This window comes from Lichenicola cladoniae (assembly GCF_013201075.1).
Classification (GTDB): Bacteria; Pseudomonadota; Alphaproteobacteria; order Acetobacterales; family Acetobacteraceae; genus Lichenicola; species Lichenicola cladoniae.
In genome coordinates this window covers 685,655-711,459 of record NZ_CP053708.1, presented here as the reverse complement: position 1 = coordinate 711,459, position 25,805 = coordinate 685,655, and the positions used below count along the sequence as shown (strand labels likewise).

The 25,805-nt window shown below is 66.2% G+C and carries 17 protein-coding genes and 1 riboswitch; of the genes, 11 read left to right on the top strand and 6 right to left on the bottom strand.

Translation table 11 applies throughout. The annotated features are described in order from the left end of the window. The first annotated feature begins 181 nt into the window (after positions 1 to 181). From HN018_RS03090 to HN018_RS03065, 6 genes are all read left to right on the top strand, one after another. Positions 182 to 1,615, top strand: a complete 1,434-nt coding sequence (locus HN018_RS03090; RefSeq protein ID WP_172443424.1) for an ATP-grasp domain-containing protein — start codon at positions 182 to 184, stop codon at positions 1,613 to 1,615. Positions 1,616 to 2,119: 504 nt separating this feature from the next. Further along, positions 2,120 to 3,718: a lipopolysaccharide biosynthesis protein gene (locus tag HN018_RS03085; protein WP_171836430.1), complete on the top strand. Its 1,599-nt coding sequence runs from the start codon at positions 2,120 to 2,122 to the stop codon at positions 3,716 to 3,718. A 147-nt stretch (positions 3,719 to 3,865) separates the two neighbouring features. Continuing rightward, positions 3,866 to 5,047 carry a hypothetical protein gene (locus HN018_RS03080; RefSeq protein ID WP_171836431.1) on the top strand — a complete coding sequence of 394 codons (1,182 nt, stop codon included), beginning with the start codon at positions 3,866 to 3,868 and terminating at the stop codon, positions 5,045 to 5,047. Then, entirely contained in the window at positions 4,975 to 6,159 is a 1,185-nt protein-coding gene (locus tag HN018_RS03075) for a sensor histidine kinase (RefSeq protein WP_171836432.1), read from the top strand. Before HN018_RS03080 ends, HN018_RS03075 begins: the two co-directional genes overlap by 73 nt. Beyond that, positions 6,146 to 6,937: a LytR/AlgR family response regulator transcription factor gene (locus HN018_RS03070; protein ID WP_171836433.1), complete on the top strand. Its 792-nt coding sequence runs from the start codon at positions 6,146 to 6,148 to the stop codon at positions 6,935 to 6,937. Before HN018_RS03075 ends, HN018_RS03070 begins: the two co-directional genes overlap by 14 nt. A gap of 215 nt (positions 6,938 to 7,152) precedes the next feature. Further along, a complete protein-coding gene (locus HN018_RS03065) occupies positions 7,153 to 8,370 on the top strand; it encodes a M10 family metallopeptidase C-terminal domain-containing protein (RefSeq protein ID WP_171836434.1) in 1,218 nt (405 codons plus the stop codon). Positions 8,371 to 8,395: 25 nt separating this feature from the next. Here HN018_RS03065 and HN018_RS03060 read toward each other — a convergent pair whose 3' ends face one another. Then, a complete protein-coding gene (locus tag HN018_RS03060) occupies positions 8,396 to 8,749 on the bottom strand; it encodes a hypothetical protein (RefSeq protein WP_171836435.1) in 354 nt (117 codons plus the stop codon). A 65-nt stretch (positions 8,750 to 8,814) separates the two neighbouring features. Next, positions 8,815 to 8,922, bottom strand: a riboswitch (SAM-I-IV-variant riboswitch). Positions 8,923 to 9,044: 122 nt separating this feature from the next. Here HN018_RS03060 and HN018_RS03055 point away from each other — a divergent pair. Together HN018_RS03055 and HN018_RS03050 are read left to right on the top strand one after the other, a co-directional pair. Then, positions 9,045 to 12,527 (top strand): S41 family peptidase, encoded by a 3,483-nt coding sequence (locus HN018_RS03055; protein WP_171836436.1) that lies wholly within the window; start codon positions 9,045 to 9,047, stop codon positions 12,525 to 12,527. Between the two features lie 127 nt (positions 12,528 to 12,654). Continuing rightward, entirely contained in the window at positions 12,655 to 13,662 is a 1,008-nt protein-coding gene (locus HN018_RS03050; RefSeq protein WP_171836437.1) for an SDR family oxidoreductase, read from the top strand. A 45-nt stretch (positions 13,663 to 13,707) separates the two neighbouring features. On the opposite strand, the gene HN018_RS03045 is transcribed toward HN018_RS03050, so the two are convergent. The 4 genes from HN018_RS03045 to HN018_RS03030 all read right to left on the bottom strand — a co-directional run bounded on the left by HN018_RS03045 (position 13,708) and on the right by HN018_RS03030 (position 19,839). Beyond that, entirely contained in the window at positions 13,708 to 15,720 is a 2,013-nt protein-coding gene (locus HN018_RS03045; RefSeq protein ID WP_171836438.1) for a S9 family peptidase, read from the bottom strand. Between the two features lie 14 nt (positions 15,721 to 15,734). Further along, positions 15,735 to 16,469, bottom strand: a complete 735-nt coding sequence (locus HN018_RS03040) for a hypothetical protein (RefSeq protein ID WP_171836439.1) — start codon at positions 16,467 to 16,469, stop codon at positions 15,735 to 15,737. A 43-nt stretch (positions 16,470 to 16,512) separates the two neighbouring features. Beyond that, the gene (locus HN018_RS03035; protein ID WP_171836440.1) at positions 16,513 to 17,253 is read right to left on the bottom strand and encodes a class I SAM-dependent methyltransferase; all 741 of its coding nucleotides are present in this window, start codon (positions 17,251 to 17,253) and stop codon (positions 16,513 to 16,515) included. Positions 17,254 to 17,613: 360 nt separating this feature from the next. Beyond that, positions 17,614 to 19,839 carry a primosomal protein N' gene (locus HN018_RS03030; RefSeq protein WP_171836496.1) on the bottom strand — a complete coding sequence of 742 codons (2,226 nt, stop codon included), beginning with the start codon at positions 19,837 to 19,839 and terminating at the stop codon, positions 17,614 to 17,616. A 146-nt stretch (positions 19,840 to 19,985) separates the two neighbouring features. Between HN018_RS03030 and HN018_RS03025 the strand changes: the two genes are divergently transcribed. The 3 genes from HN018_RS03025 to pip are packed head-to-tail and all read left to right on the top strand — an operon-like array spanning position 19,986 to position 22,694. Next, the gene (locus tag HN018_RS03025; RefSeq protein ID WP_171836441.1) at positions 19,986 to 20,720 is read left to right on the top strand and encodes a hypothetical protein; all 735 of its coding nucleotides are present in this window, start codon (positions 19,986 to 19,988) and stop codon (positions 20,718 to 20,720) included. Further along, positions 20,717 to 21,727 (top strand): tyrosine recombinase XerC, encoded by a 1,011-nt coding sequence (locus HN018_RS03020; RefSeq protein ID WP_171836442.1) that lies wholly within the window; start codon positions 20,717 to 20,719, stop codon positions 21,725 to 21,727. Before HN018_RS03025 ends, HN018_RS03020 begins: the two co-directional genes overlap by 4 nt. Then, on the top strand, positions 21,720 to 22,694 hold the full coding sequence (gene pip / locus HN018_RS03015) for a prolyl aminopeptidase (RefSeq protein WP_171836443.1): 975 nt from the start codon (positions 21,720 to 21,722) through the stop codon (positions 22,692 to 22,694). Before HN018_RS03020 ends, pip begins: the two co-directional genes overlap by 8 nt. A 57-nt stretch (positions 22,695 to 22,751) precedes the next feature. Here pip and HN018_RS03010 read toward each other — a convergent pair whose 3' ends face one another. Further along, complete coding sequence (locus HN018_RS03010; protein ID WP_171836444.1) at positions 22,752 to 25,688, bottom strand: TonB-dependent receptor domain-containing protein; 2,937 nt, start codon at positions 25,686 to 25,688, stop codon at positions 22,752 to 22,754. Positions 25,689 to 25,805: the final 117 nt, after the last annotated feature.

Genomic DNA, 25,805 nt, shown 5'->3' with positions numbered 1-25,805 from the left:
CGAAGATGTTGGCGCTCTCCATGTTTTGTTTCGGCTGCCTCACTGCCAACGAAGTTTCTGTAGTTTGAAATAATCGAGTTTCCCTGGGTCTCGAATTCGCTTCGACAGCCCATCTCGCCCTGTACTGAATCCTGTTCTTGAATTTCGGGCCATGATCGTTGCCGAGGCTTACCCAGCACCCATGAACCAGCTCAGGGTCCTTATCGCGACGACCACGTGGTGGCCGTCGGCGGCGCGCCTGGCGGTGGCGTTCCATGGCCACGGTGCCCTGGTCTCCGCGATCTGTCCGCACGGTCATCCGATGCGGGTGCTGCGCAGCCTGCGCGCCGTCCACGCTTATTCCGCCCTCGCCCCGCTCGACACGCTGGCACGTGCCATCCGCCAGGAAACCCCCGATCTCATCGTCCCCACCGACGATCGCGTCGTCGCGCACCTGCATGCGCTGCACGCCTCCGCCACCGCCCACGATCCCGACAGCGTCGCGTTGCGTGCGCTGATCGAGCGCTCGCTCGGCGCGCCCGATGGCTTCTCGCTGAGCGGCACCCGCGACCGCCTGCTGCAGGCCGTGCAGGCCGACGGCGTCCGCGTGCCCGCCGGACGCTCGATCGCTGGCGTGGACGACCTGCGCGCCTGGTTCGCCGCACGCCCGGGCCGCTGCGTGATCAAGACCGAGGGCAGCTGGGGCGGCTCCGGGGTCAGCGTCGTGCATACCCTGGCCGACGCAGAGGCCGCCTTCCTCGCCATGTCGCAGCCGCTGACCCTGCGCCGCGCCGTGCGCATCCTGCTGTTCGACGGCGACCCGTTCCCGTTCGTGCAGTGCCTGCGCCGCGAGCGCCGCACCGTCACCGTGCAGGCCTTCATCGAGGGAAGGCAGGCCAACATCATGGCCGCCTGCCGGGACGGACACCTGCTGGACACACTCAGCGTCGACGTGCTCAGGGCGCAGAACGGCATCGGCGCCGCCACCGTGGTCAGGATGGTGGACTGCCCCGAGATGGAGGCCGCCGCCGCCATCGTCGCCCGCCGGATCGGCGCCTCCGGCCTGTTCGGCCTCGACTTCATGATCGAGACCGCGACCGGGCTCTACTACCTGATCGAGATGAACCCGCGCGCCACCCAGCTCGGCCACCTGGCCCGCCGTGGACGCGACCTTGCCGCAGCACTGGTCGCGGCCCTGGGCGGCACCCCCAGGATCGTCGCCACCCCGGCCGACGAGGACCAGGTGGTCGCCCTGTTCCCGCAGGCGCTCCGCTTCGAGGCCGACTGGCTGGAACGCAACCGCACCCGCATCGACGTCCCCGTCGACCAGCCGCAGCTGACGGCCGAACTGCTGCGCCGGCCCTGGACCAAGCGCAGCCCGTTCGCACGCATCGAAGGCTGGCTCCGCGACAACGATGCCAACGGAAAGGTCCTCAGCCAGCGCAGGGCCGCAACCCTGCTCGCAAAACTCGCAAGCCAACGAACGGAAGCGTCCCGCGACATCCCCAGCAGCCGGATCGCACGTCTTGGCGGCGGCCTGATGCCGGATCATATAAGCGTCCCGGAGCATCGGCGCCGCACCGACGACGATCGGGTCGTTGGAGCCGACATCATGGAGGGCGTCAGCAGCAGGTAGCGATGCGTGCCGTGCAGTTGTTCGAACCGCGTCAGCTATTCAAGCCTGACAGACCAGATTGCAATGTCGCCAAACTCATTACTGGATCGACCGGTGATACGATCGGCTTTCCGATTCATTGCCGCATGACGGCAGGATCGCTTCTATACGTTGCTTGCCTCCGTCCATCACCGAAATACGTTTTGGCCCGTGCGACCAGCCATATTATCAAAAGGCCACACTTTAATCGATACTTTCCAGACACGTTCAATTATCGACGCAGCAAGCCTCGAATAAAGTTGTCTAACAAACTCTCACCCGACGAAGATACTTGATGTGCCCGATAGCTGGTCTGGCGCCAGCTTGACTTACCGTTCACATTGCCGAACGGAGATCGGTTGACCAGGTGCGTCCAACGCTCTTCGGTAGCGGCTGAAGCGAAGACCCACTATATCCCTAAAGCCGCATGTCTTCAGACCAGCGTGCCATCGAGCAGCGCGGACCGATATACAGGATTACGCTCTCATGGCCGCCCCGACCGCAATCAATGCAAGACATAATCACGGTCTTGGTCAGGCCGCGACTAGCGGTTTCTTCTGGCTGTTCGCTCAAAGCGTAAGCGCGCGACTTCTCGGGTTCTTCTCGCAACTCATCCTGGCCTGGCTGCTGACCCCGTCGGATTTCGGGACGATCGGGCTCGCCTACACCATCACCGGGATCGCCCAGACGCTGGTGAGCTTCGGCGTGGACGAAGTCCTGCTGCAGCGACAGAAGCGTCTTGCGCAATGGTCGTCCGCGGCATTCTGGATCAGCCTCTGCCTCGGCACGCTCGGGATGGTGGCCGTGTGGCTCGCGGCACCGGTCGCCGCCTACATCTACAAGAGCCATTCGCTGACATGGATCATCATAATCCTCTCGGTCGCCGTGCCGATCAGGACTTTATCGATCGTGCCGTCGGTCAGCATCCGGCTCGCGATGAACTTCCGGTTCCTGGCCACCTACAACACGTTCGAGATCTTCGCGATCCAGTTCGGGACCATCGTGTTCGCCTGGATGGGGATGGGTGCCTACAGCTTCGCCCTGCCGATACCGATCGTCGCCGTCATCAAGGCGGCCGTGTTCTGGAGCAAGTCCCCGCCGGTGTATAACCGGCGCATCAAGGCGGTGCAGGTCTGGTACGTCCTCGGCCGCAGCACGACGGTCTTCGCCAAGCGGGCGATCGTCGAGATCGTGAACCAGGGCGACTACATCGTGCTCGGCCTGATCGCGTCCAAAGACACGGTCGGGCTATACTTCTTCGCGTTCCGGTTCTCGGTGCAGCCGATCCGCATGCTGGCCGGAAACCTGACCAACGTGCTGCTTCCGGCCCTGGCCCAGCTCGGTTCGCATCCCGCGCGACAGATCGATGCCGTGGTGCGGGCCTGTCGCCTGCTATCCTATCTCGTGATGCCGTTCTGTTTCCTGCAGGCCGCCCTTGCCGGCCCGGGACTGCATCTGCTGTTCGGGCAGCGGTGGCAGGGCTCGATCCCGCTGGTTCAGCTCCTGAGCATCGGGCTTCCCTTCGATGCCGTGTTCTGGATTGCCGGATCGCTGCTCAGCGCAAGGCGGGAGTTCGGCCGTTCCTTCCGGATCGCCCTGGTGTCCGCGCCGATATTCTTCGCCCTGGTCATCGGCGGTGCCTGGCTGCACGGCACGCTGGGGGTCGCGACCGCGGTGGTGATCTACTACATGAGCTATCCACCGCTCTGCTCGATCCTGATCCTGAGGTCGGGCGGCGTGAAGATCGGCACGATCTTGGAATTCTATCTCATGCCGGTGCTGCTCGCAGGCGGGTCGATCGGCGCCGCCTACGCCGTCTCGCTTCTTCCCGCACTGAACGACCATAACCTGATCCGGGTGATGGTGATCTCGGCACTTGGCGGATCGCTCTATATCGGCGCGCTCTACGTGTTCAGGCGGGACATGCTGATGCAGCTGGCGGACAGGTTCCAGGGACCGATGAACAAGATGCTCACCGTCATGCGCCGGCCCCCAGCCCCGGAGACCGGGCAGATCGTTGTTCGGCCGGTGCCGAAGCAGCCGGCAGGTCGCGGCACAATCGCGCCGACGACGGAGCAGGGATAACCGCCGCCAGCTCGACCGGTTGGCGGCGCCGTTCAGCCGTCTCGCAAGCCCACGATCCGGCTGGTGACTTTGTTCTCGCGGCATGGATGCGCGCGGCGCAGGTCTTGGCCGCCCGGACGATCGGGTGCTTCCACCGAGAGATGCAGCATGACCCGCTTCAAGACGATAGTTTCCGGCCACATGGGCGCCTTGACGATTTGCGTCTGCGTGCTGTCGATGCTGCGGCCGGCCGACGCAACGGTGCCCGGCGCGGCGCCGGCGGTGAACGTGCCGATGAGTCCGGACCGCTGGCAGCCGGACGGCAACACCGAGTTCCTTGCCGGCGGGATCCTGCGGATCAACGATGGCAAGGCGACGCTGGGCGGCCTCTCGTTCAGTGACGGCACCATCGCGTTCGACCTCAAGCCGATCGGCGAGGAAATCCCGGGCGTCGGCTTCCGCCAGGGCGGGAATGGTGCTGCTGAGATCTTCTATCTTCGCCCGCAACCGCATTGCGAGGCCGCCTACGATTGCGTGCAGTATGCCCCACAGGCGCACGGCAACCTGATGTGGGACATCTATCCGGAGTACCAGGGCCCGGCGCCGGTCACGGAGACTGGCTGGAACCATGTGAAGCTGCTGGTGTCGGGACACAGATTGCGGGCATTCGTCAACGGCGCGGCAGTGCTGGCGGTGGATCATCTGGCAGGCGACCTGCAACAGGGCGGTCTATTATTGCAGGGACCCGCCTCGTTCGCCAACCTGGTGGTCACCCCTGGCGTGGATCAGGCGGCATTCGCCAGCCCCGCGCCGGACGCGACGGATACGGCGCCGGGACTGGTCCGTGCCTGGCAGGTCTCGGCCGCATCCGTGCTGCCGGACGGTCATATACCGACGCTGGACGAGATGCCCGGTATGGTGGCGCCCTGGAGCGACATCGATGCGGAACGGTTCGGGCTGGTCAATCTGAGCCGCCGCTTCGGTGGCGTGGCGGAGCGCGGCGCTGCGGCGGTGGCCTGGCTCAGGACCACGATCGTCTCCGACCACGACCGGACGGTGCCCGTCTCGCTCGGCTGGACGCGGGAAGTCTGGGTCTTCGCGAACGGCAGCCCGGTATTTGCCGACAAGAACCTGTATTATCCGTCAGCCTCGCGGAAGCGTCCGGACGGGACATTGTCGCTGCTGAACGGATCGTTCGAGCTGCCGCTGCACAAGGGAAAGAATGTGATAGCTGTCGCGCTGAGCAACCGGTTCCCGGGTAGCGTGGGCCACTGGGGATGGGGACTGGAGATGCGGCTCGACAATCCCGCCGGCATCACTTTCCCCGCACAATCGAAGCACGTACCCTGACCAGGGGGTCGTCCGGCATCGGGACGGGATGGACACGGTGGCGCCGTGCCGCCCTGGTCGCGTCGTTCTGGACCGCGATCGGCGTGGTGTTCGCGCTTCCCGGCCTGACCGGAGGGCCGGACTGGGCGCCGACCGTGCTGGTCTCTCTCGCCGACTGGTGGTCCTGGGGCGTCATCGCCGCAATCGTCATCGCCCTGGACGGTCGCACCGTATCGGCGACGGACTGGCGGCGTCCCCTGTTGCCGCTGGCACTCGGGCTCGGGTTGACGGCCTTCTATCTCTACCTCTCGGCGGCACTCGGAAGCGTGCTGGGTGTCCGGGCCTGGTCGGCGCTCGCCGATGCACGGCCCCTTACCGAGGCGCTGCACGGGCGTATCCTGTGGAGCCTGCTTGTCTACGTGCTGATCGTGGGGGTTCGTCAGGCGACCACCTCCAGCCAGCGATATCGCGCCGCCGAACTCCAGGTGGAGAGGCTCGAGCGGAGCTTCTCCGAGGCGCGCCTGGTCGCGCTGCGGATGCAGCTCGACCCGCATTTCCTGTTCAACGCCCTCAACACCATCTCGTCGGAAGTCACGCATGATCCGCGGCTGGCGCGACGCATGATCGAGCATCTGGGCGAGCTTCTCCGGCGGTCGCTGGGGGACCAGGGCGTGCAGGAAATATCCCTGGCCGAGGAGCTCGTGTTCCTCGACCACTACCTGGCGATCCAGCGCCTGCGCTTCGGCGACAGGCTCACCGTCGAGATCAGCGTCGATCCCGACACCCTTGCCGTCCTGGTGCCGAGCCTGCTGATGCAGCCGCTGGTGGAGAACGCGATCCGGCACGGGATCTCCGGCCGTGCGCGTGGTGGCCTGGTGCGGATCGACGCGTGCCGGAGCGGCGGACGGCTCACGATCGGCGTCGTCGATGACGGGATCGGACTGCCGCCGGATTGGACCGGTGCGTCCGGTAGCGGCGTCGGACTGTCGATCACCCGCGAGCGGGTTCTGGGCCTGCATCCGGTCGGAGAGGCAGAGTTCGCGATCGGTCCGGGAAAGGCAGGAGGCACCGAGGTGACGATGTCGTTTCCCGTTCGTCTGGCACCCGGAGCCCGACATCATGCTGCAGCCTGAGCCGATGCGGGTCCTGGTGGTCGATGACGAGCCGCCGGCGCGTCGCAGGATCATCGATCTCCTGAACCAGGATGCGTCGGTCGGTCAGGTGACCGAGGCGGGGGACGGGGAAGCGGCCGTGCGGCTCATCCTCGAGAGCCGGCCGAACCTGGTGTTCCTCGACGTGCAGATGCCGCTCCTCGACGGGCTCGGCGTGATCCGGCAGGTCGGCGCCGCGCAGATGCCGCCGACGGTGTTCGTGACCGCCTACGACAAACATGCAGTCCGGGCGTTCGAGGACAACGCGCTGGATTACCTGCTCAAGCCGTTCAGCGACGAGCGTCTCGAGGCGGCGATGACACGGGTGCGCTCGCGCCGCGACGAGGGCAGGCTCGGGACGCTGGCGCAGGACATGATCGGCATGCTCTCCGAGGCCCGGAACGTTGCTCTGCCACGCGATCGGTTCCTGGACCGGCTGGTGCTGAAGGCGGACGAGACCGCACGCTTCGTCCGGGTGGAGGATGTCGACCTGATCGAGGCCGCCGGGGTCTATGTCAATTTGCATATCGGCGGCTCGATCGTGCTTCACCGGGCATCGCTGACCGACCTGGCGGAGCGGCTGGATCCGGCCCGGTTCGCCCGCATCCACCGCTCCACGATCGTCAATCTCGACAGCATCCTGCGGCTGGAGCCGATCTCGCACGGTGAGTTCGACGTGGTCCTGAAACGCGGCCAGCGCTGCCGGATCAGCCGGACCTATCGGACCGCCCTGGAAACGCGACTTGGCCAGTCGTTGTAATCACGTTCCGGAACTGCGCACTGGCTTGCGCCCATACCTGCCGGGGGTAAGAAAAACAACGCCGACATCCCGCACTTCGTGTGCGCTCCCGTCAAGCCTCCTGTCCAGGTCGTGAAGGTGTCGTTTCGGAACATGCTTGAGCGACGAAACGTTTGAGATCATGCTCGTCAGATAGGCCGTCTTCCGGGAACCCAGTATCGCAGCGGGACGAGACCATGACGAACGCCAGGTTGCCCAGGTCGATCGAGACGTCGGGCCGGGTCGATCCGAAACCCCAGGATGGCGGGACGATCGTCTCGCATAAACCCGGCGACATGATCGACCTTGGCGGAGCAAACGACACGACCGTCCTGGCCTATGGGTACCGGGACCAGGTCGATCTTGTCGGCTCCGCGGATTTCGAGGGGTCGGGCAACATCGTTCACCTCCTGGGCAATGCATCGGTCGTCAGCACGGGCGGTGGCGGGAGCAACACCATCTTCCTGCAAGGGCGGAACGACACGGTGTCCGGACAGCAGTTTCCCGGCAGCAGCGACACGATCGATGCCACCGGCAAAGGCGCGGTCATCACCGTGGGCGGCGACAATACCGTGCTGCTGCAAGGGACCGATGCCCTGGTCAGTATCCTGGGAACCCGTCCAGGCGACAGCGATTCGCCTCTGAACAACAGCGAGGTCATCGCCAGCGGCGCCGGCAAGGCGACGGTGATGGGAGGCGGGGCGTCCTTTTCCTTCAGCGGAGACCGCGGAACCTACGTCGTCAACGGCGGCGACGCGGAACGCACCACGATCTCCGGCGGTGCGGGCGGCGGTTTATTCACCGGTGGCACATACATGTCCCCGTATCCCGAAGGCCCGGGCGACGGCAGCTACTTCTATGTCGGCAACAACACCATCACTGCCGGGGCCCAGCGCAGTACCCTGGTGGGCGGCGCGCACGGGAGTTCGACCCTCATCGCCACCGGCACCGCGCATGATGTCCTCATCGCCGGCCAGTACGGCCAAGACATCCTGACAAGCGGCAATTCGACTGTCGGCAACCTCTACGAGGGCTACCGGGGCGCTTTCGTACCGACCGACGACACCAACGTCCCGAGCCTCGTGATCAACGCCGGGAGCGGGAACGACACGCTGATCGGCGGCAACGCGGCGGAGACCCTGACCGGTGGCGCCGGCCACGACCTGTTCCGCTTCATCAGCCAACCGACCTTCACCGCTCTTCCGCCAGATGGCGGCGGCACGCTCATCACCGACTTCACGCCGGGCATCGACAAGATCGACCTGCAGGGCTTCAGCGGAACGGCGCAGCAGGTGGTCGCGAACGAGAGTATCCGCGGCGGCTCGACGACCCTCTTCCTGTCGGACAATGCGGTGGTGACCCTGTCGCACGTCACGAACCTGTCGGTGAAGGACTTCACGTTCTCCGGGAGCTAGATCGCTATCCGGTCGGACCAACCATCTAGCCGAGGCCCAAGGAGGCGCGTACCGCCTCACGCCGCAGTTCCTCGCGCTGGTCGCCCGCACAGGCGCGGTGCAGCAATACCAGCACGCGTCCGCCATGATCCGGCATGACGCGATACAGGTGTGTCCAGGCCTCAATCCCCGACTGCGCGTCGCGGGCGGCACCGTGCAGCACGAGGTGCCAACCGCAAAGGCGGGCCCGGCCGATATGATCGATAACGGCACCGAGACAGACATGCTCGGTCTCGTCGCCCAGCGCCACGGCGATGGGCGCACGGAGCAGGCCATTCAACGCGTCGTCCGTGGCCGAAGCAATCGAGGCCGGCCCGGTGCGCTCGAGAGGGATAGGCACGTTCCGCTTCAACTGGCCGCTCCGAATGATGGAGACGGGCAGACCCTGGTCGCAGATGATGGCGGCGTGGTCCCGTTGGTTGCCGGAAACGGCCGCATCTCCCTGAACGGGACGCCACCTTGCCCGGGGAGGCAGGTTGGCGTTGGGGGTCAACCCAACTCCTGATGCAGACCGCAGGCTAACGGCACAGGCCCTACCCTGCAAGCGCCCGACGCTTGACCGCTGTACGAACACAGGCTCCCTTCGTGCATTGCATCAGCGCACTCCGCCTGCCCCACCTTAGGAACCTGTCACGATGGCCCATACGATCCGGACCCGCGTCGCCCTGCTGATGGGGTTGCTGTCGGCCACGGCACTCTCGACGGGAGCAGCCCAGGCGGCGGCCCCGACCCTGATGCGCTTCCCCAACTCGCACGGCGACCGCATCGTGTTCGTGGCGCACGGCAACCTCTGGACGGTGGCCAAGGCCGGCGGCACCGCGCAGCGCCTGACTGCCGATCCGGGCCAGGACCTGATGCCGCGCTACTCGCCGGACGGAAAATGGATCGCGTTCACCGCCAGCTACCAGGGCAACCAGGACGTCTATGTCATTCCGGCCACCGGGGGCGAGGCCAGGCGCCTGACCTTCCACTCGGACGTGGTCGCCAAGGCGCCGACCCGCTGGGGCCCCGACAACATGGTGGTCACCTGGACGCCGGATTCGAAGAACATCGTGTTCATGTCGCGCCGGATGGACTGGAATCCGTCGGTGCACCGGCTGTTCCAGGTGCCGGTCGCCGGTGGCCTGCCAACGCTGCTGCCGCTCGATCGCGGCGGCCTGATGACCTATGGGCCGGATGGGCACAGCATCGCCTACACCCGCATCTTCCGCGATTTCCGCACCTGGAAGCGCTATGACGGCGGCCGCGCGCCGGATGTATACACCTACGATTTCACCTCGAAAAAGCTCGACCGGATCACCGACTGGAAGGGCAACGACACGTCGCCGATGTGGAGCGGACGGCGGATCTATTTCCTGTCCGACCGGGATTCCAAGCGCCGCGCCAACATCTGGGTCTATGACCTGGACAGCAAGCAGACCCGCCAGATCACCCATTTCACCGACTACGACATCGAGTTCCCGTCGCTCGGCGTGGCCGATGCGAAGCCGGGCTCGGCCGCGACGATCACCTTCCAGCAGGCCGGCAAGCTCTGGTCGATCGACCTTCCGTCGGAGCAGATGCACCAGGTCGGCGTCGATGTACCCGACGACGGCACCCGCACCCAGCCGCGCTGGGTCAAGGTGGCCGACGCGATCCGGGCGACCGATACGTCGCAGACCGTCGATTACGACCTGTCGCCGAACGGTGCCCGCGCCGCCTTCTCGGCCCGCGGCGACCTGTTCACCGTGCCAGCCGAACATGGCGCTATCCGCGACCTGACCCAGACCAGCAATGCCGACGAGGATCATCCGGCCTGGTCGCCGGACGGCCGCACCATCGCCTACACCACCGACGTCACGGGCAGCCAGCAGATCGCGATACGCGCGGCGGTTCCGGGTGCGACGGACGGACCGACCGGCCAGGGCACCGGTGCCGAGCGCATCATCAGCCAGTTCAAGACCGGGTTCTTCTACACGCCGGTCTGGTCGCCGGACGGGCGGACGCTGGCGGTGCCGGACGGCAACCATAATCTCTGGCTGGTCACCACCGACGGCTCGGAACCACGGCTGGTGGCACAGGACAAATACACCGAGATCCATGATGCGGCCTTCTCGCCGGACGGCAAGTGGCTCGCCTACAGCACCCAGCGTGCAAGCCAGATGAAGGCGATCCATCTCCATGAGGTGGCCGCGGGGCAGGACGTGATCGTCAGCTCGCCGATGAACAGCGATTTCGATCCGGCATTCTCGGCCGATGGCAAGCTGCTGCTGTTCGTCTCGAACCGGCACGAGCTGCCGACGGTCTCGGACAGCGAGACCAACGTCGCGATGCTGAAGTCCGACGGCATCTATGCGGCGACGCTGTCCGCCGACCTGGCCTCGCCATTCGCCCTACGATCCGACGAAGGTGCCGTGGATGCCGCCCCGGCCCAGGCGGCAAACCCGCCGGCGCATTCGATCCTGCACGGCCATACGTCGGCGGCACCCGCCGCACCGGTTCCGGACAGCAGCAAGGCGAGAGCGGACGGCAAGGGCTGGACACCCGGCGTGTCGGCGCCGATCCATGTCGAGCTCGACGGGCTGATGCAGCGCGCCGTGCCGGTGCCGATCGAACCCGCCGAGATCACCGCGATGGAGACGCGCGGCACCCGGATTTTCTACCAGACCCAGCCGCCGTCGTTGATCGAGGGCAACCTGCCCGGCGAGAAATCCGCCCTGCACGTCTATGACATGACGACCCGCAAGAACGAGACCGTGGTCGAAGGGCTCGACACCTACGCGCTGTCGGCCGACGGCGCCAAGCTGCTCTACAAGCAGGACAAGGACTGGCACGTCATCGACGCCAAACCGGGTCATACCGACGACAAGACCCTGTCGCTCGACGGCATGCGCGCCCGGATCGAGCCGCGCCAGGAATGGGCCGAGATGTTCGAGAATGCCTGGCGGCTCGAGCGCGACCTCTTCTACAGCGCCGCGATGAACGGCGACGACTGGAAGGCGGTGCATGATTCCTACGCGAAGCTGCTGCCCCTGGTCGGGACCCGCGACGACCTGAACTACGTGATCGGCCAGGTGCAGGGCGAGATCGGCAACTCGCATACCTATGTCGGCGGCGGTGACGACGGCGATCCGACCGAGGCGGTGACGACGCCGCTGCTCGGCGTGGATTACGCGCTCGATGCGGCGACCGGTCGCTACCGGTTCGCCAAGATCTATCCGGGCGACAATACCCGCGCGCATTACCGCAGCCCGCTGACCGAACCGGGCGTCAACGTGCATGAGGGCGACATGCTGCTGGCAGTGAACGGCCGCGAGCTGAAGGCGCCCGACGCGCCGGAGAGCCTGTTCGTGGGACTGCAGGGGCCGGTCACGCTGACGGTGTCGAGTTCCGCCACCGCAGCCAGGCGCAACGTGACCGTCGAGCCGATCGCGAACGAGCTCGCCGTGCGCGAGCAATACTGGATCGACCATAACCGTCAGAAGGTGGACCAGCTCTCCGGCGGCCGGGTCGGCTACATCTACCTGAGCGACATGGAGAGCCTGGGGATGGAGCAGTTCGTCCGCCAGTTCTATCCGCAGATCGACCGTCAGGCGCTGGTGATCGACGATCGCTGGAACAATGGCGGCTTCATCGACCAGATGGTGCTGGAGCGGCTGCGCCGGGTGCTGATCGGCATGTCGACCAACCGCGAACGCGCGGCGATGACGATCCCACAGCAGCTGGTGAACGGTCCGAAGGTGACGCTGATCAACCACTACTCCGCCTCGGACGGCGATATCTTCCCTTACTATTTCCGCAAGTACGGGCTCGGCAAGCTGGTCGGCACGCGCACCTGGGGCGGCGTGCGCGGCATACGCGGCGAGTGGACGCTGCTCGATGGCGGCTACATCACCGTGCCGGAGGACAGCCTCTACGGCACCGACGGAAAGTGGGTGATCGAGAACCACGGCGTCGACCCGGATATCGACCTCGAGGACGTGCCGGGCGAGTTCCTGACCGACCACGACATCCAGCTGGAAACCGGGGTGAAGATGATGACCGACGAACTCGGCCGTACGCCGCATGTGGTGGTGCAGCCGCCGCCGCTGCTTCCGGCCTACCCGGCGGAAGGCCAGGTGGTTCCGAGCAGCCGGTAGTTCCAGTCAGGGGCGGCGGACATCACGACTATGTCCCGCCGTCCGGTTTGCCGGACCCCCAGGGTTTCGGTGCTGCTGTAACGATCCCACCTGAACCGGGGGCGCATCGCCCCGGCAAAGGTAAAGCATGTCAGCGAACACCAATCCGGACGTCGTCGTCATTACCGGCGGATCCTCCGGCATCGGCCTGAGCACCGCGGAGCTTTTTGCCCGCAAGGGCTGGCGGGTCGGTCTGATCGCCCGCGGCAAGCCGGCGCTCGACGCGGCCGAGGCCTCCCTTGTCGCAGGCGGTGCCACGGTCGTGACCTGCATTGCCGATGTCACCGACAGCGACGCCCTGCGCCGGGCCGCGGCAACGCTCGAGACCGCGCTGGGTCCGATCAAGGTCTGGATCAACAATGCCGGCGTCGGTGTGTTCGGAACCTTCCTGGACAGTTCCGAAGCCGAGTTCCGGCGGGTCACCGAGGTTGTCTATCTGGGAACCGTCAACGGCACCCGGATCGCGCTGGAGCATATGCGGCCGCGCAATGCCGGCACCATCGTCAACGTGTGTTCGGCGCTCGGCCTGCGCGCGGCCCCGCTGTTATCGTCCTATGCCGGCGCCAAATACGCGATGCGCGGCTTCACCGAAGCAGTACACAGCGAGCTGCTCGGGGAGCGGAGCCGCGTGCATCTCACGATCGTCTATCCCCCGAGCGTCAACACGCCGTTCTACAGCCATGCGACCGCGCACATGGACGGACTGCCACGGCCGCCGCCACCGGTGTATCAGCCGGAAATCGTGGCGGACGCGATCCACTTCGCCGCGACCAACCGCCGGCGCGACCTGCAGATCGGCGGCCAGACGGTGCAGATCGCGCTGCTCAACCAGCTGGCCCCCGCACTCGCCGACCGTCTGCTCGCGACATTCGGCCCGCGCACCCTGAAATCTTCCAACCAGGGCATCGCCGATGCCCACGATGCGAACCTGTTCAGCGCATCGACGCGCGTGTCATCGACGCACGGACCGTTCGACAAGGAGTCTGTGTCCACCAGCGCGCAGCTCTGGGCCAACAAGAACCGGCCGGGCGTCGGGGCGGCGCTGACCTTCGGCATCGCCCTGTGCGGACTGATGGTGGCGGGGCGCCGACGGTAGCAGGCCGCCCGGCGCCGTCGCCGGACGACGCCTTCACGCCTGTGTTCAGCCGCCGGTCGAACCATGCCCGAGATAGCGCCCGAACCAGGCCAGTGTCCGACGGCGTGCGTCGGCACGGTCGCCGGCATCCTTCATGCCGTGGCCCTGCCCCGCATACACCACGAACTGCGTGGGCACGCCGAGCGTGTGCAATGCGTGATAGAATTCCTGGGTTTGCGGCATCGGGCATTCCACATCCGCGTCGCCCACATATTCAAAGGTCGGCGTACGCACCTGCTTGATGAAGCTCATCGGCGAGCTTTTGGCGTAGATCGCCGGGTCGTCGTAGACCGAGGCGCCAAAGAACGGCAGCATCCACTCGTCGATGCCGTTCTCGCCATAGTACGACTGCCAGTTCGACACGCCGGCGCCGGCGACGGCGGCCTTGAAGCGGTTGGTCTGCGTCACCGTCCACATCGTCATGTAGCCGCCATAGCTGTAGCCGGTCACGCCGAGACGGTGATCGTCGACGGGCACCGTACGCTCGACCGCATCGATCCCGGTCAGCACATCGCGCAGGTCGCCGTAGCCGAAGTCACGCACGTTGGCCTGGGTGAATTTCTCTCCCTGGCCGAAGCTGCCGCGCGGATTGGGCAGGAACACCCGGTAGCCTGCCTGCAACAGGAACAACGACGATCCGCGGGGCGTGAGGTAGCCCGGCATGTTCGCGGCCGACGGACCGCCATGGATCGACACGATCATCGGCCCTTTCGCGGCACCCATGTCGGTCGGCGCACCCTTGGGCGACAGCAGCCAGCCTTGCACGTCGAACCCGTCATTGCGCCAGGTCACGCTGGTCGCGGTCGCCGGCACCGTCTGGCCGGCATTGGCATGGGTGAGCGCATGCCACTGGCCGATCGGGCCGGCCTCGAGCTCGGGCGCCGCGGTGAAGGTCTGGTGGACAGCCGCGCTGACTCCGCCACCGCAGGCAATCCCCAGGGAGCGTCCGGCTGCGGTCAGCGTCTCCTCGCCGGTCCAGGAGGGGCGCCCCGAATTGGCACCGCCCAACCCGAACAGCTCGGTCTTCGAGCCGGCCAGTGCGGTCGCGGTCAGGCCGTCGCCGCCGCACGACCATGACAGCGACGTCACGCTGGCGTTCAGGTTCGGCGTGAGGTTCTGCAGCACCGCCGGCGAGGCTTCCGGAGTATCGAGTGCCAGCCTGAAGGCGTCGCCACCGGTCGAGCCGAAATCGCTCATGATGCCGCCGATGAAGGCGAGCGAGCGCCCGTCCGGCGAGACCACCGGATCGGCCAGCTGCTGGCGCTGCGGCGGCGTGTAGAGCAGGCGCGCGGCCGGGCCGTCGAAGGCGTAGAGCCGCGCGACCCACCAGTTATTGTCGCCATTGCCGTGTGCCGCGGTGCCGACGAAACGGGCATGATCGATCCGGGCCGGGTCGGGCTGCCAGGCATATTCATAGACATACAGGTCGGAGGGCGACTGGAACCGCAGCGCGCCGGCGGCGATCGTGGCGATCCGCTGCTCGTCCTCGTTCTCGCCGATCTCGCCGGTCAGCTTCGCGGCCGCCTGGGTAGCGCCCGGTTCCTTGTGGGCGCCGGCGGTCGCCAGCACCGCGAGCGTTCCATCCGGGCCATAGCTCAGGCGGTCCAGCGTGCCGTCGAAGGCCAGCAGCCGGGTGGGCTTCGTCCCGTCCGCATCGACCGCATAGACGAAGCGCTGTGGCTTGCCGGTCTTGCCGGCGGTGGGCTGCTTCAGCACGAACGCCAAGTGCTGGCCGTCCGGCGACCAGGTGAGCGACGACGGGACGCAATCGGCGCCCTTGCACGGCAGGCCGACCGTGATCGGCGAGCCGCTGCCGTCGATCTTGCGGATCACGATCCCATAGGCGGGTTCGGCGTTCTCGTCCGCGGGCACGTCCGCTTCGAGCGTCGCGACCCGCTTGCCATCGTGCGAGACCACGACCTGGGCGAAGTCATGCAGGGGATGGCCGGGAGCCGGCGCAGCAAGAGCCGTTCCGGCGGCCAGAACGGCGCCGGACGAAAACAACGCGATACGCTTCATCGACCCGATATCCCCTATGCCGTGTTCATGTCGAGGCTGCTCTCGTTCGGCTGATATCCGAACAGCCTCATCCAGTCACCCAGGGACGTTTCTATGCCCTGGATCTGCGCCGGGTAAAGCAGGCGCCGCCATCGCCCACTCTCGCCGGTGCGGCCTGCATGATGCAGATGCCAGTGCGAGCGCAGATCGTAGGTATCGCCGTCACGATCGATGATGGTGGTGGGCTCCGCTTCCAGCCCGGCGATGAAGGCTTCGACCGCGGGCCGGCGGGTTGCCTGGAAGATCGCGTCCCGCTGCCGGGGCAGCAGGCTCCCGCCCATATGCCCCGCAATACCGTCGATCGTGCGCGGATCGTCGACGAAGCCGAGTTCGTAATGCAGCGTGACGGCTTGCGGCAGACGCCCGAGCAGCACGCACGCCTCGGCGGCGTTGCACACGTTCAGCAGGGCGCGATTGAACGAGAACTTCTGATACTGCATCAGCGACACCACCGCGTCGCGCGGATCGCGCAGCGTCACCAGGATTGCTTCGGCCTTCGCCGCGATGATTTCGACGCCGTCCCTGGCCTGATGCGCCTTCACCACGTGCAGCATTTCCGGCGCGTCGAGACCGGCTGCATCCGCCAGGTTGAACACGAACCGTCCGTCGACCGGGCGTTCCGGATCGACCGCATGCGCCACCGCCAGCACCACGTTGTAGAGCCAGGTCGAGCCACTGGCGAACATGCCCTGGCACCAGAGAACGCTCATGCGCGGGTCGTCCTACGTGCCGGAGATCAACACGATCGATCGTTCAACAGGGACCGATACGGCGGAACAGGCCGCTGCACCCATAGATGCCCCAGAACTCCCAGCGATCCACGCGCAGCCCATCCAGCACGCCCTGATAGACGCCGTAGTCGAGCGTTGCTTCGTTGCTGTTGCGCGGATCGTTGAAATCGTGGAACAGGGCGAAGCCCCCGAGTTCGACAACCCGGTGCAGGATCTGGCACGCGGGAAGAACGTGGTCGTAGGCGTGCGAATGGTCGACGAACGCGAATGCGAACTGGCGCTTGATTCCGGCCAGGTTGCGGACAGCCGAAGCGGCATCGTCGCGGAAGAAATAAACGTCGTCGCCGCCGGGCATTCCCTTCAACTGGCGGGTCGATAACTCAATCGCGTCTTCGTCCAGGTCGATGCTGACAATGGTGCTGCGTCGCCCGCTATCGACGATGGCACTGCTCATGATCGATGCGGACAGCCCGCGATAGGCGCCAAGCTCCAGTATATCGCCGCCGCAGCAGAAGGCATGCTCGTAAAGCTTCAATGCATCTGCGGGAAGAAGCCAGCCATCGATGCCGACATCGATCATGCCCGTTTCATGCAGCCTTGCGATCAGGGCGCCGTGGGCATGGCTGAGATAGGAGCCCTCATAGGGGTAGGTGGGTCGGAACGGCATATCGAACCGCCTCTCGACGCTGGTTTCCTTGAGGGTCAGGAACGTGTCCTGGTGTCGCGCAAGCGAGATCGTGCTGCTCGGTCCGTTAAAGTCCATGATTACCTCCTGAAATTCATTGTTACTGAAAAACCTCGAGACCTGCTTTTATCGGCTCGAAGCAGGCGCACTCCGACCTCCTGCAGAGGCTTTTGACAGCATGGCGCGTCGTCCGGTTCTGCCGTCCTGTCGCGCCAGGCCGAACGATTGGCGCACATCGCTCGCACCTCCGAGTGTTCATCAGCAATAGCTGGAACCATGGGAAGTCACAAACGACGACCGCACAGGCCCGGCCGATCCTGCCTGGAACCGTTGCAGGCGTCGGGACCATACATAGTACAGGAACTTCCGAACCCGTACGCTTCAGAACCATGTTGTTCTGCACGCCTGCATGAGCAGCCTCGATAAAACCGCCCGCACTTATAGAAACGAGACCGGATCGATATCCACGTCGACCTGCACCGAACGCGCCAGCTGCAATCCGTGCAGCCAGCTGCGCAGGATCGGCTGCACCGCGATTTCCCGGCGGGTACGCAACAGCAGGCGCCGGCGATGACGGCCGCGCAGGATCGCGAGCGGTGCCGGGGCCGGACCCAGCACCTGCAGCCCCTCCCCCCTCGGCGCGGTTCGGCCCAGCGCCTGCGCGGCTGCATCGGCCGCTTCCGCGGTGTCGGCACTGACGATCAGGGCGGCGAGACGGCCATAGGGCGGCCAGTTGCCGGGCCGGCGCTGCGCCGCTTCCTTCTGCATGAAGGTGGCGAAATCGTTGGCGATCAACGCCTGCATCACCGGATGGGTCGGGTTGTAGGTCTGCAGCAACACCCGGCCCGGCGCTTCGGCACGACCCGCCCGCCCGGCCACCTGGTGCAGCAGCTGCACCGTGCGCTCGGCGGCGCGCAGGTCGCCGCCGGCCAGGCCGAGATCGGCATCGACCACGCCCACCAGCGTCAGCCCCGGGAAATGCCAGCCCTTGGCGACGATCTGGGTGCCGATGATCAGGTCCACCTCCCGGTCGGCGATCTTGCGGACCGCCTCGGTGGCGGCATTCGGCCCGGGCAGCGTATCGCTGGCCATCACCAGGATGCGGGCATCTGGAAAAGTCTCGCGCGCCTCCTCGGTGATGCGCTCCACGCCGGGCCCGATCGGGGTCAGGCTGTTCTCGGCGTTGCAGGACGGGCAATGGGTCGGCACCGCTTCGGTATGGCCGCAATGATGGCAGGCGAGCTGCCGGCGGGCGCGATGCTCGACCAGCCAGGCCGTGCAGTTCGGGCACTGGATGCGGTGCCCGCAGGTGCGGCAGAGGGTGAGCGGGGCATAGCCACGCCGGTTCAGGAACAGCATCGCCTGCTCGCCGCGACGCATCGCGTCCAGCGCCGCCTCGATCATCGCCGGGCTCAGGAACCGGCCACGCTCAGGCGGATGGTCGCGCAGGTCGATCGTCTCGACGGTCGGCAGGCTGGCGCCGCCGTGGCGCACGGCGAGCGACAGATGCTCGTAGCGGCCGCTCTCGACGTTGGCCAGCGTTTCCAGGCTGGGCGTCGCCGACACCAGCACCACCGGTGCGGCGGACAGGCGCGCCCGCACCACCGCCATGTCGCGCGCATGGTAGGTGACGCCGTCTTCCTGCTTGAAGGCGGTCTCGTGCTCCTCGTCGACGATCACCAAACCCAGATCCGGGAACGGCAGGAACAGTGCCGACCGTGCGCCGACCACCACCTGCGCCTCGCCGCCGGCGACCGCGCGCCAGGTGATGCGACGGCGCTTGGAGCCGAGATCGGAGTGCCAGACCGCCGGCTCGACGCCGAACCGGCGCACGAAACGCTGCAGCCACTGCGCCGACAGCGCGATTTCGGGCAGCAGCACCAGCGCCTGCCGGCCTTCGGCAAGGCAGGCCGCGACCGCTTCCAGATAAGTCTCGGTCTTGCCGGAACCGGTCACGCCGTCCAGCAGCGCCGCCTGGAAACGGCGGGCATGCACCAGGTTCCTGAGCTTTTCCGCGGTGCGTTCCTGGTCCGGCGACAGCACCGGGTCCTGATGGTCCGGATCGGGCCGGCGGAACGCGGACGGGGTCTCGATCACCACCTCCATCAGCAGGCCGGCCTCCGCCATCGATCGCACCACGCCGGTCCCGACCGCGGCCATGCGGGCAAGCTCGGCGGTGTTGCGCGGGAGGCCGTCCACCAGCGCCTGCTGCACGCGCTGCCGGGCCGGGGTGAGGCGCGCGGTGGTGGAGTTGCTGCCGGACCGCACCCACCCGGTGGTGGGAGGGATAGGCGCGGACGCATTGGTGCGGAGCGCCATCGCCAGCACAAGGCCAGGCGGGCTCAGCGTGTAACCCGCCACCCAGTCCACGAAGCGGCGCAGGCTCTCGGGCATGCGCGGGATGTCCAGCAGCGCCGCGACCGGCTTCAGCTTGGCGTCCGCCACCGGCCGGGAGGGTGGTGCCGCGAGATCGGGCGGCAGCCCGACCGGCGCATCCCAGACCACGCCGACCTCGGCACGACGGTTCAGCGGCACGAGCACGATGTCGCCGGGTTCCAGGGCCAGCGTTTCCGGACGTGCGTAGTCGAACGCGCCGAGGAGCGGATAAGGCAGCAGCACCGAGACCCGCGCGACACCAGCCTCGCCCGCCGGTTCGCTTTCCAGCCGGCCCTTTGTCGGTGCGTCGGGGACGGCTAAGCTCGGCTGCGTGACACGCTTCAGGGACAGGGTTCCATCGATTTCGGGCGGATCGGCCAGCTCGGGCAGCTGTCCTGCTCGTGGTCATCCTCAGTGTGGGAGCGATCACCCTAATGGACAATGACCGCGCGGCCTCCGACCGGCTGGACGAGGAAGCCCGGGTCGCCCGGTTCCTGACCGACAACCCGGATTGGCTGGCAACCCGGATGGACATCTACAGCCTGATGTCGCCGCCACGCCGGGTGCATGGCGAGATCCTCGCCGACCATATGGCGGCGATGATCGGGGCGGCGCGCCAGCAGGCGGCCGACATGACGGCGCATGCGCAAAGCGTGCTGCAGGCCGGGCGTGCGGCGATCGGCCTGGTCGACCGCGTGCGCGCGGCGGTGCTGGCGCTGATCGGGACGCAGGATATCGGCGAATGGGTCACCAGCGACCTGCCCGGACTGCTCGGGATCGACTCCGCCCTGCTCTGCATCGAACAGGTCGGCGGCGCCCACGGCTCCCTGCTGCAGTTGCTGATGGCCCGCAACGTACCCGCCGGGACGGTCGCCAGGCTGCTCGGAACGCGCGACGTGCTGGTGCGCACGGCGCCCTGGGACGCGGTCGAGCTGCATGGCGAGGCAGCCGGACTGGCAACGCAGGATGCGCTGCTGCGGGTTCCGGTGCCGGGCCTGCCGCCGATGCTGCTGGCACTGGCCAGCCGCGACTCGGCCGTGCTGGAAGAAGGACTGCCGGCCAGCATGACCGGTGGCAGCGCCGGCGGCGGCGGCGGCGCTGCACTGGCGTTCCTGGGGGAAGCCCTGGCAGCGAGGATCGAGACCCCTGCAGGGGGAAGCCGGCGATGAGCCCGCCGCCGGGCCCGGTTGGTGGTGAGCTGGTGCAGGAGTTCCTGGACTGGCTGCGGGACGAGAAGCGGTCCAGCCCGCACACGATCGAGGCCTACCGTGGCGACCTCGCCCGGTTCATTGGCTTCCTGACGATGCATCTGGGCAGCGAGCCGGACCTGGCCGATCTGGCGGGCCTGCGCCAGGCCGATCTGCGCGCCTGGCTGGCGGATGAGGCACGACTGGCGGGGATGGCTCGCGACTTCTCCAGGGACAAGGCCAACCGGACCCGGGTGCGCCGGATGTCGGCGATGCGCAGCTTCTACCGGCATCTGTCGCGCCGGCACGGGGTGGATAATGCCGCACCCGGACTGATGGCCTCGCCGCGTATCCGCGTGCCGCTGCCGCGCCCGCTGCCGGTTCCGGCGGCGCTGGCGGTGCCGGACGGGATCGCGTCGCTGGCGCACACGACGATGGCGGAGGGCCGGGACACCGCCCTGTTCACGCTGCTCTATGGTGCTGGCCTGCGCATCAGCGAGGCGCTGTCGCTCGATCTCCGCGACCTGCCACGGACCATTGCTGGCAGCGGCAGCGTGCTGCGCGTGCGCGGCAAGGGCAACAAGGAACGGCTGGTGCCGCTGCTGCCCGCGGTGGTATCGGCGCTCGGCGCGTGGGCTGCGGTTCATCCGGCACCGTCCCCGGACGCGCCGTTATTCCCCGGCGTGCGCGGCGGACGGCTGGATGCGGCGGTGGCGCAGAAGGCCATGCGCGATTATCGCCGGCTCGCGGGGCTGCCAGAGCACGCAACGCCGCACGCGTTGCGGCACTCGTTCGCGACCCATCTGCTGGAAGGCGGCGCCGACCTGCGCTCGATCCAGGAGCTGCTGGGCCATGCCAGCCTTTCCAGCACGCAGCGCTACACGCTGGCCGACGAGGCGCACCTGATGGACGTCTGGCGCCGCACCCATCCGCGGTCCGGCATGGATGTCGGTGAGGCCGGCGGGGCGACAGGGGAGTCGAATGACTGATCGCAATCGGACAAGACGCACGCTGTATCCGCCGGTCGAGCCCTATGCGCACGGCATGCTGGATGCCGGCGACGGGCACAGTGTCTATTGGGAGCTGTGCGGCAACCCGCGCGGCATTCCGGTGGTATTCCTGCATGGCGGACCGGGCGGCGGCTGCACGCCGACGCAGCGCCGGTTGTTCGATCCCGCCCGCTACCGGGTGCTGCTGTTCGACCAGCGCGGCTGCGGCCGGTCGCGTCCACACGCATCGCTCGACGCCAACACCACCTGGCACCTGGTCGCGGACATCGAGCGGTTGCGCGAGATGACCGACACGCCGCGCTGGCTGGTGTTTGGCGGCTCCTGGGGCAGCACGCTGGCACTCGCCTACGCGCAGGCGCACCCGGAGCGGGCGACCGGACTGATCCTGCGTGGCATCTTCGGGATGCGACGGGCCGAGCTGCTCTGGTATTACCAGGAGGGCGCGTCGTGGTTGTTTCCCGACAAGTGGGAGCGGTTCCTGGCGCCGATCCCCGAGGCCGAGCGCCGCGACCTGATGGCGGCCTACCGCAAGCGGCTGACGAGCGACGATGCTGCCGTGCAGCTGCAAGCCGCACGCGCCTGGAGCCTGTGGGAAGGCGAGACGCTGACGCTTCTGCCGGACCCGTCGCTCGCCATGCAGCATGGCGGCGACGCATTCGCACTGGCATTCGCACGGATCGAGAACCATTACTTCGTACACGGCGCCTGGCTCGAGGAGGGCCAGTTGCTGCGTGATGTGCACCGCATCGCACACCTGCCCGGGGTGATCGTGCAGGGTCGCTACGACGTCGCCACCCCGGCCCGCACTGCCTGGGAGCTGCACCGCGCCTGGCCGGAGGCGGAGTTCCACCTGATCGAGGATGCCGGGCACGCGACCACCGAGCCCGGCATCATGACCGCGTTGCTGGACGCGACGGACGGGTTTGCAGACGCGGCTGTAAAATAACGTAGAGTTCCTGCCGGGAGACGATACGTGGGCAACAGCCCACGTATCGTGTTGTCGTCAGAACTTGCCGGTGACGCCGAACCGGAAGGCACGACCGAGAATTCCTGCGGCGCCCCACGAGGGGTTGTACTGGTAGCCACCGTAGGTCCCGGTATCGAGCGACGGGCTTTTGTCGAAAACGTTGTAGATGTTGGTGTAGAGGTTGAGCTTGTCGTTCAGCGCGTAGTTGATCGTCAGGTCGACGTTGATGAACCCGTTGACGTGGCAGCGCTGCGGATCGCCGACGAAACCCTGCTGAGCCTGGCTGCAATCGTTGCGCGTCCCGGGACCGGAGACGTCTTCGGCGGTCAACTTGTATCCGCTGGTGTAGTTCACGTTCACGGTGGTGGCGAGCCGCTTGTAGATGAATGTGTTCTGCCAGTTCGAGCGCCAGCGCGGCGTGCCGGATGCCGAGGTAATGTTGTCCGGACCAATCGTTCCGGCATAACGCTCTACACCGAGGCCGGGATAGTCGATGTTGTAGCGGTTGACGTACGTCAGGGTGCCGTTGCTGATCCATTTGACGTCGTTCAGCCGGCCCGGCAGCCTGACATTCGTGGTGAACGACAGGTCGAAGCCGTCGGTGACAAGGCTGGCTGCATTGATATAGCCGATATTAACGTAGCCCGCCGATGGCATTCCATTGGGGTGATCCGGATCGGCCGTCGACGGCGTCACGGTGGTACCGACTGGAAGCGCCAGATTGTTGAAGTAGTTGTTGAGCGCCGTGCTGAAGTCGGCGGTGACGATGTAGTTGTCCTTCTTGATATAGTAATAGTCGGCCGACATGCTGATCCAGGGCTTTGGCTGCAGGATCACGCCACCGGTAAAGTTGGTCGACTTCTCCGGCTTCAGATTGGTGTTGCCAACGGTGTTCAGGCCGACACTGTAGGTCTGTGCATAGAGGTCCGGCCCATTGCCAGCGGCGTTGAGATGCTGGTTGATGAAGCCCGGGGTCGATGGTGTGTAGCTGATGAAGCCGACATTCTGCCCGCCGGTTTCGGCGAAGCTTGGAACGCGAAAACCCTTGGAGAAGGTGCCGCGCAATGTCACCTCTTGAATCGGCTTTATGACCACACCCACCTTCGGCGCGAAATTACTGAAGCCTTCGGAATAATGGTCGTAGCGCCCCGAAACATCGAAGCTCAGCTGCTTGACGACCGGAATGCCGACCTCGAAGAAGGTCGAGCCGACCTTGCGGGTTCCGAAGGCGCTGAACGGGTTGATCTGCGGCAGATATTGTGCATTCGGATTGAGCGGATCATCGGGGTTGAGGCTGGGATCGGATAGTGATTCATAGCGTGCCTGGCCGCCGATTCCGAGAGTGACCATGCCGCCGGGGAGCTCGAACAAGCCCTTCGAGAGCACCACGTCGAGCGCGTATTCCTGCGAGCTCGCGTTCAGGACGGCTCTCGGCGCGATGGCATTACGGACAGTGCCGCTGTTCTGCGACGGGTCGGAGAAATTATAGGAGCCGTCCGCGATCGCGGAAAGAATACCCTGGTAGGTCGGGACGCCGGTAATGGTGCGGCGTAGGGAGTCGGTCATTCCGACGAAGCTGACGTTATAATCCCAGTCACCGCCCCAGTGAGACGACACCGAACCATTGACGCCACCTGACCCGCGAAAGGTCTGATTGAAGTCTGTTTCAGTCGGTTTCAAGTCGGCGAAGCGGTAATAGAGGCGGGCGTCCTGTCCCTGCGCCGCAAACGGGTTGTTCGGGTTGAGCGTGCCGTTGCTGAGCACGGCGGGCAGAACGATGCTGGTCAGGCCTGCATCGCCGGACGCGCTGGTCTGCCGGATCGAACTCGGTGTCATCGGGAAGTACACCTGGTTCTGCGAGTAGGTGAACATCGCATAGGCCTGAGCGCTCGGGCTCAGGTTCACCGTTGCCTTGGCGGTTGAACTGATGCGCCGGTCGCTCGGGCTAATGACCTTGTAATCGCCGACGGTATTCTGTTCGCACACCGTACCCTGCGACACGACATGGGTCGTAAGCCCGCTGCACCCGAGTGCCGAGTTGATCGGCTGGAACTGCGTACCGGGAACGTACGTGCCGTCTGCCGTCGCCGGACGCACAAGGCCGACACGGGTGGCGCCGATGCCGGAGATAGCGCCGTCGGTCAGTCCGTTCGGATTGCCGTTAGTGCCCTGCAGGCCAATCAGGTTGCCGGTGTTGTAGGGAAAGCCGCGATCGCGGTTCATCAGCAGGTCGTCCTGCTGATACTCGCCGTTGATCCAGACGTTGTAGTTGTCGTGTTTCAGGTCGCCGTAACCATAGGTCGCATATAGCCGCTGGTGTCCGGCATCTGTACGCTGCGACAAGCCGCCCTCGGCGCCACCCTCGAAGCCAACGATCTGCTTGCGGGTGATGATGTTCACCACGCCGGCGACCGCGTCGGCGCCGTAGGTCGCTGATCCACCATCCTGCTGCACGTCGATCGTCTGGACGATCGAGTTCGGGATGCTGTTTGTGTCGACGAAGTTGCGCTCGCCATCGTCGGAGAGCGGATAATAAGCCGCGCGCTGACCGTCGATCAGCACCAGGGTTGAATCGGTGGTCAACCCGCGCAGCGATACGCCGGAGGCGCCGGAGGCAAAGGCGCCGTTGCCGGTAAAGTTGGTTGGCAGGTTGCCCGATCCGTTGGCCGAGAGCTGCTGCAGCGCGGAAGCGACGGTCGTTATGCCGCGACGTTGCAGGTCGGTTGCGGTCAGGCGCGTGACCGGGTTGGCGCCGGAAAGGTTCGGATTACGAAGGATGGAGCCAGTAACGACAACGCTTTCGACCTTGTCAGGCGCCTTGGCCGCAGCAAAGACCGGAGCGGCCGTGCCGGTCGCGGCAGACGGCGCGGCGGCAGATCCGGCTGAGGCAGGCGTGGTCGTTGCGGCTACAGGATGCTTACCAGCGGCTGCCGTTGGCGTCGCTGCAGTTTGAGCGAAGGCCGGCGATGCCATTTCCAGAGCCAGGCAACCGGCTGCAGCCGAAGATACTAAAAGTAGGTTGCGGTATCGTAATAGCGTTTTCAAGGTCGGCAGCTCCGGTCGCGTCAGGGGTCTACGGCGCAAATTCGT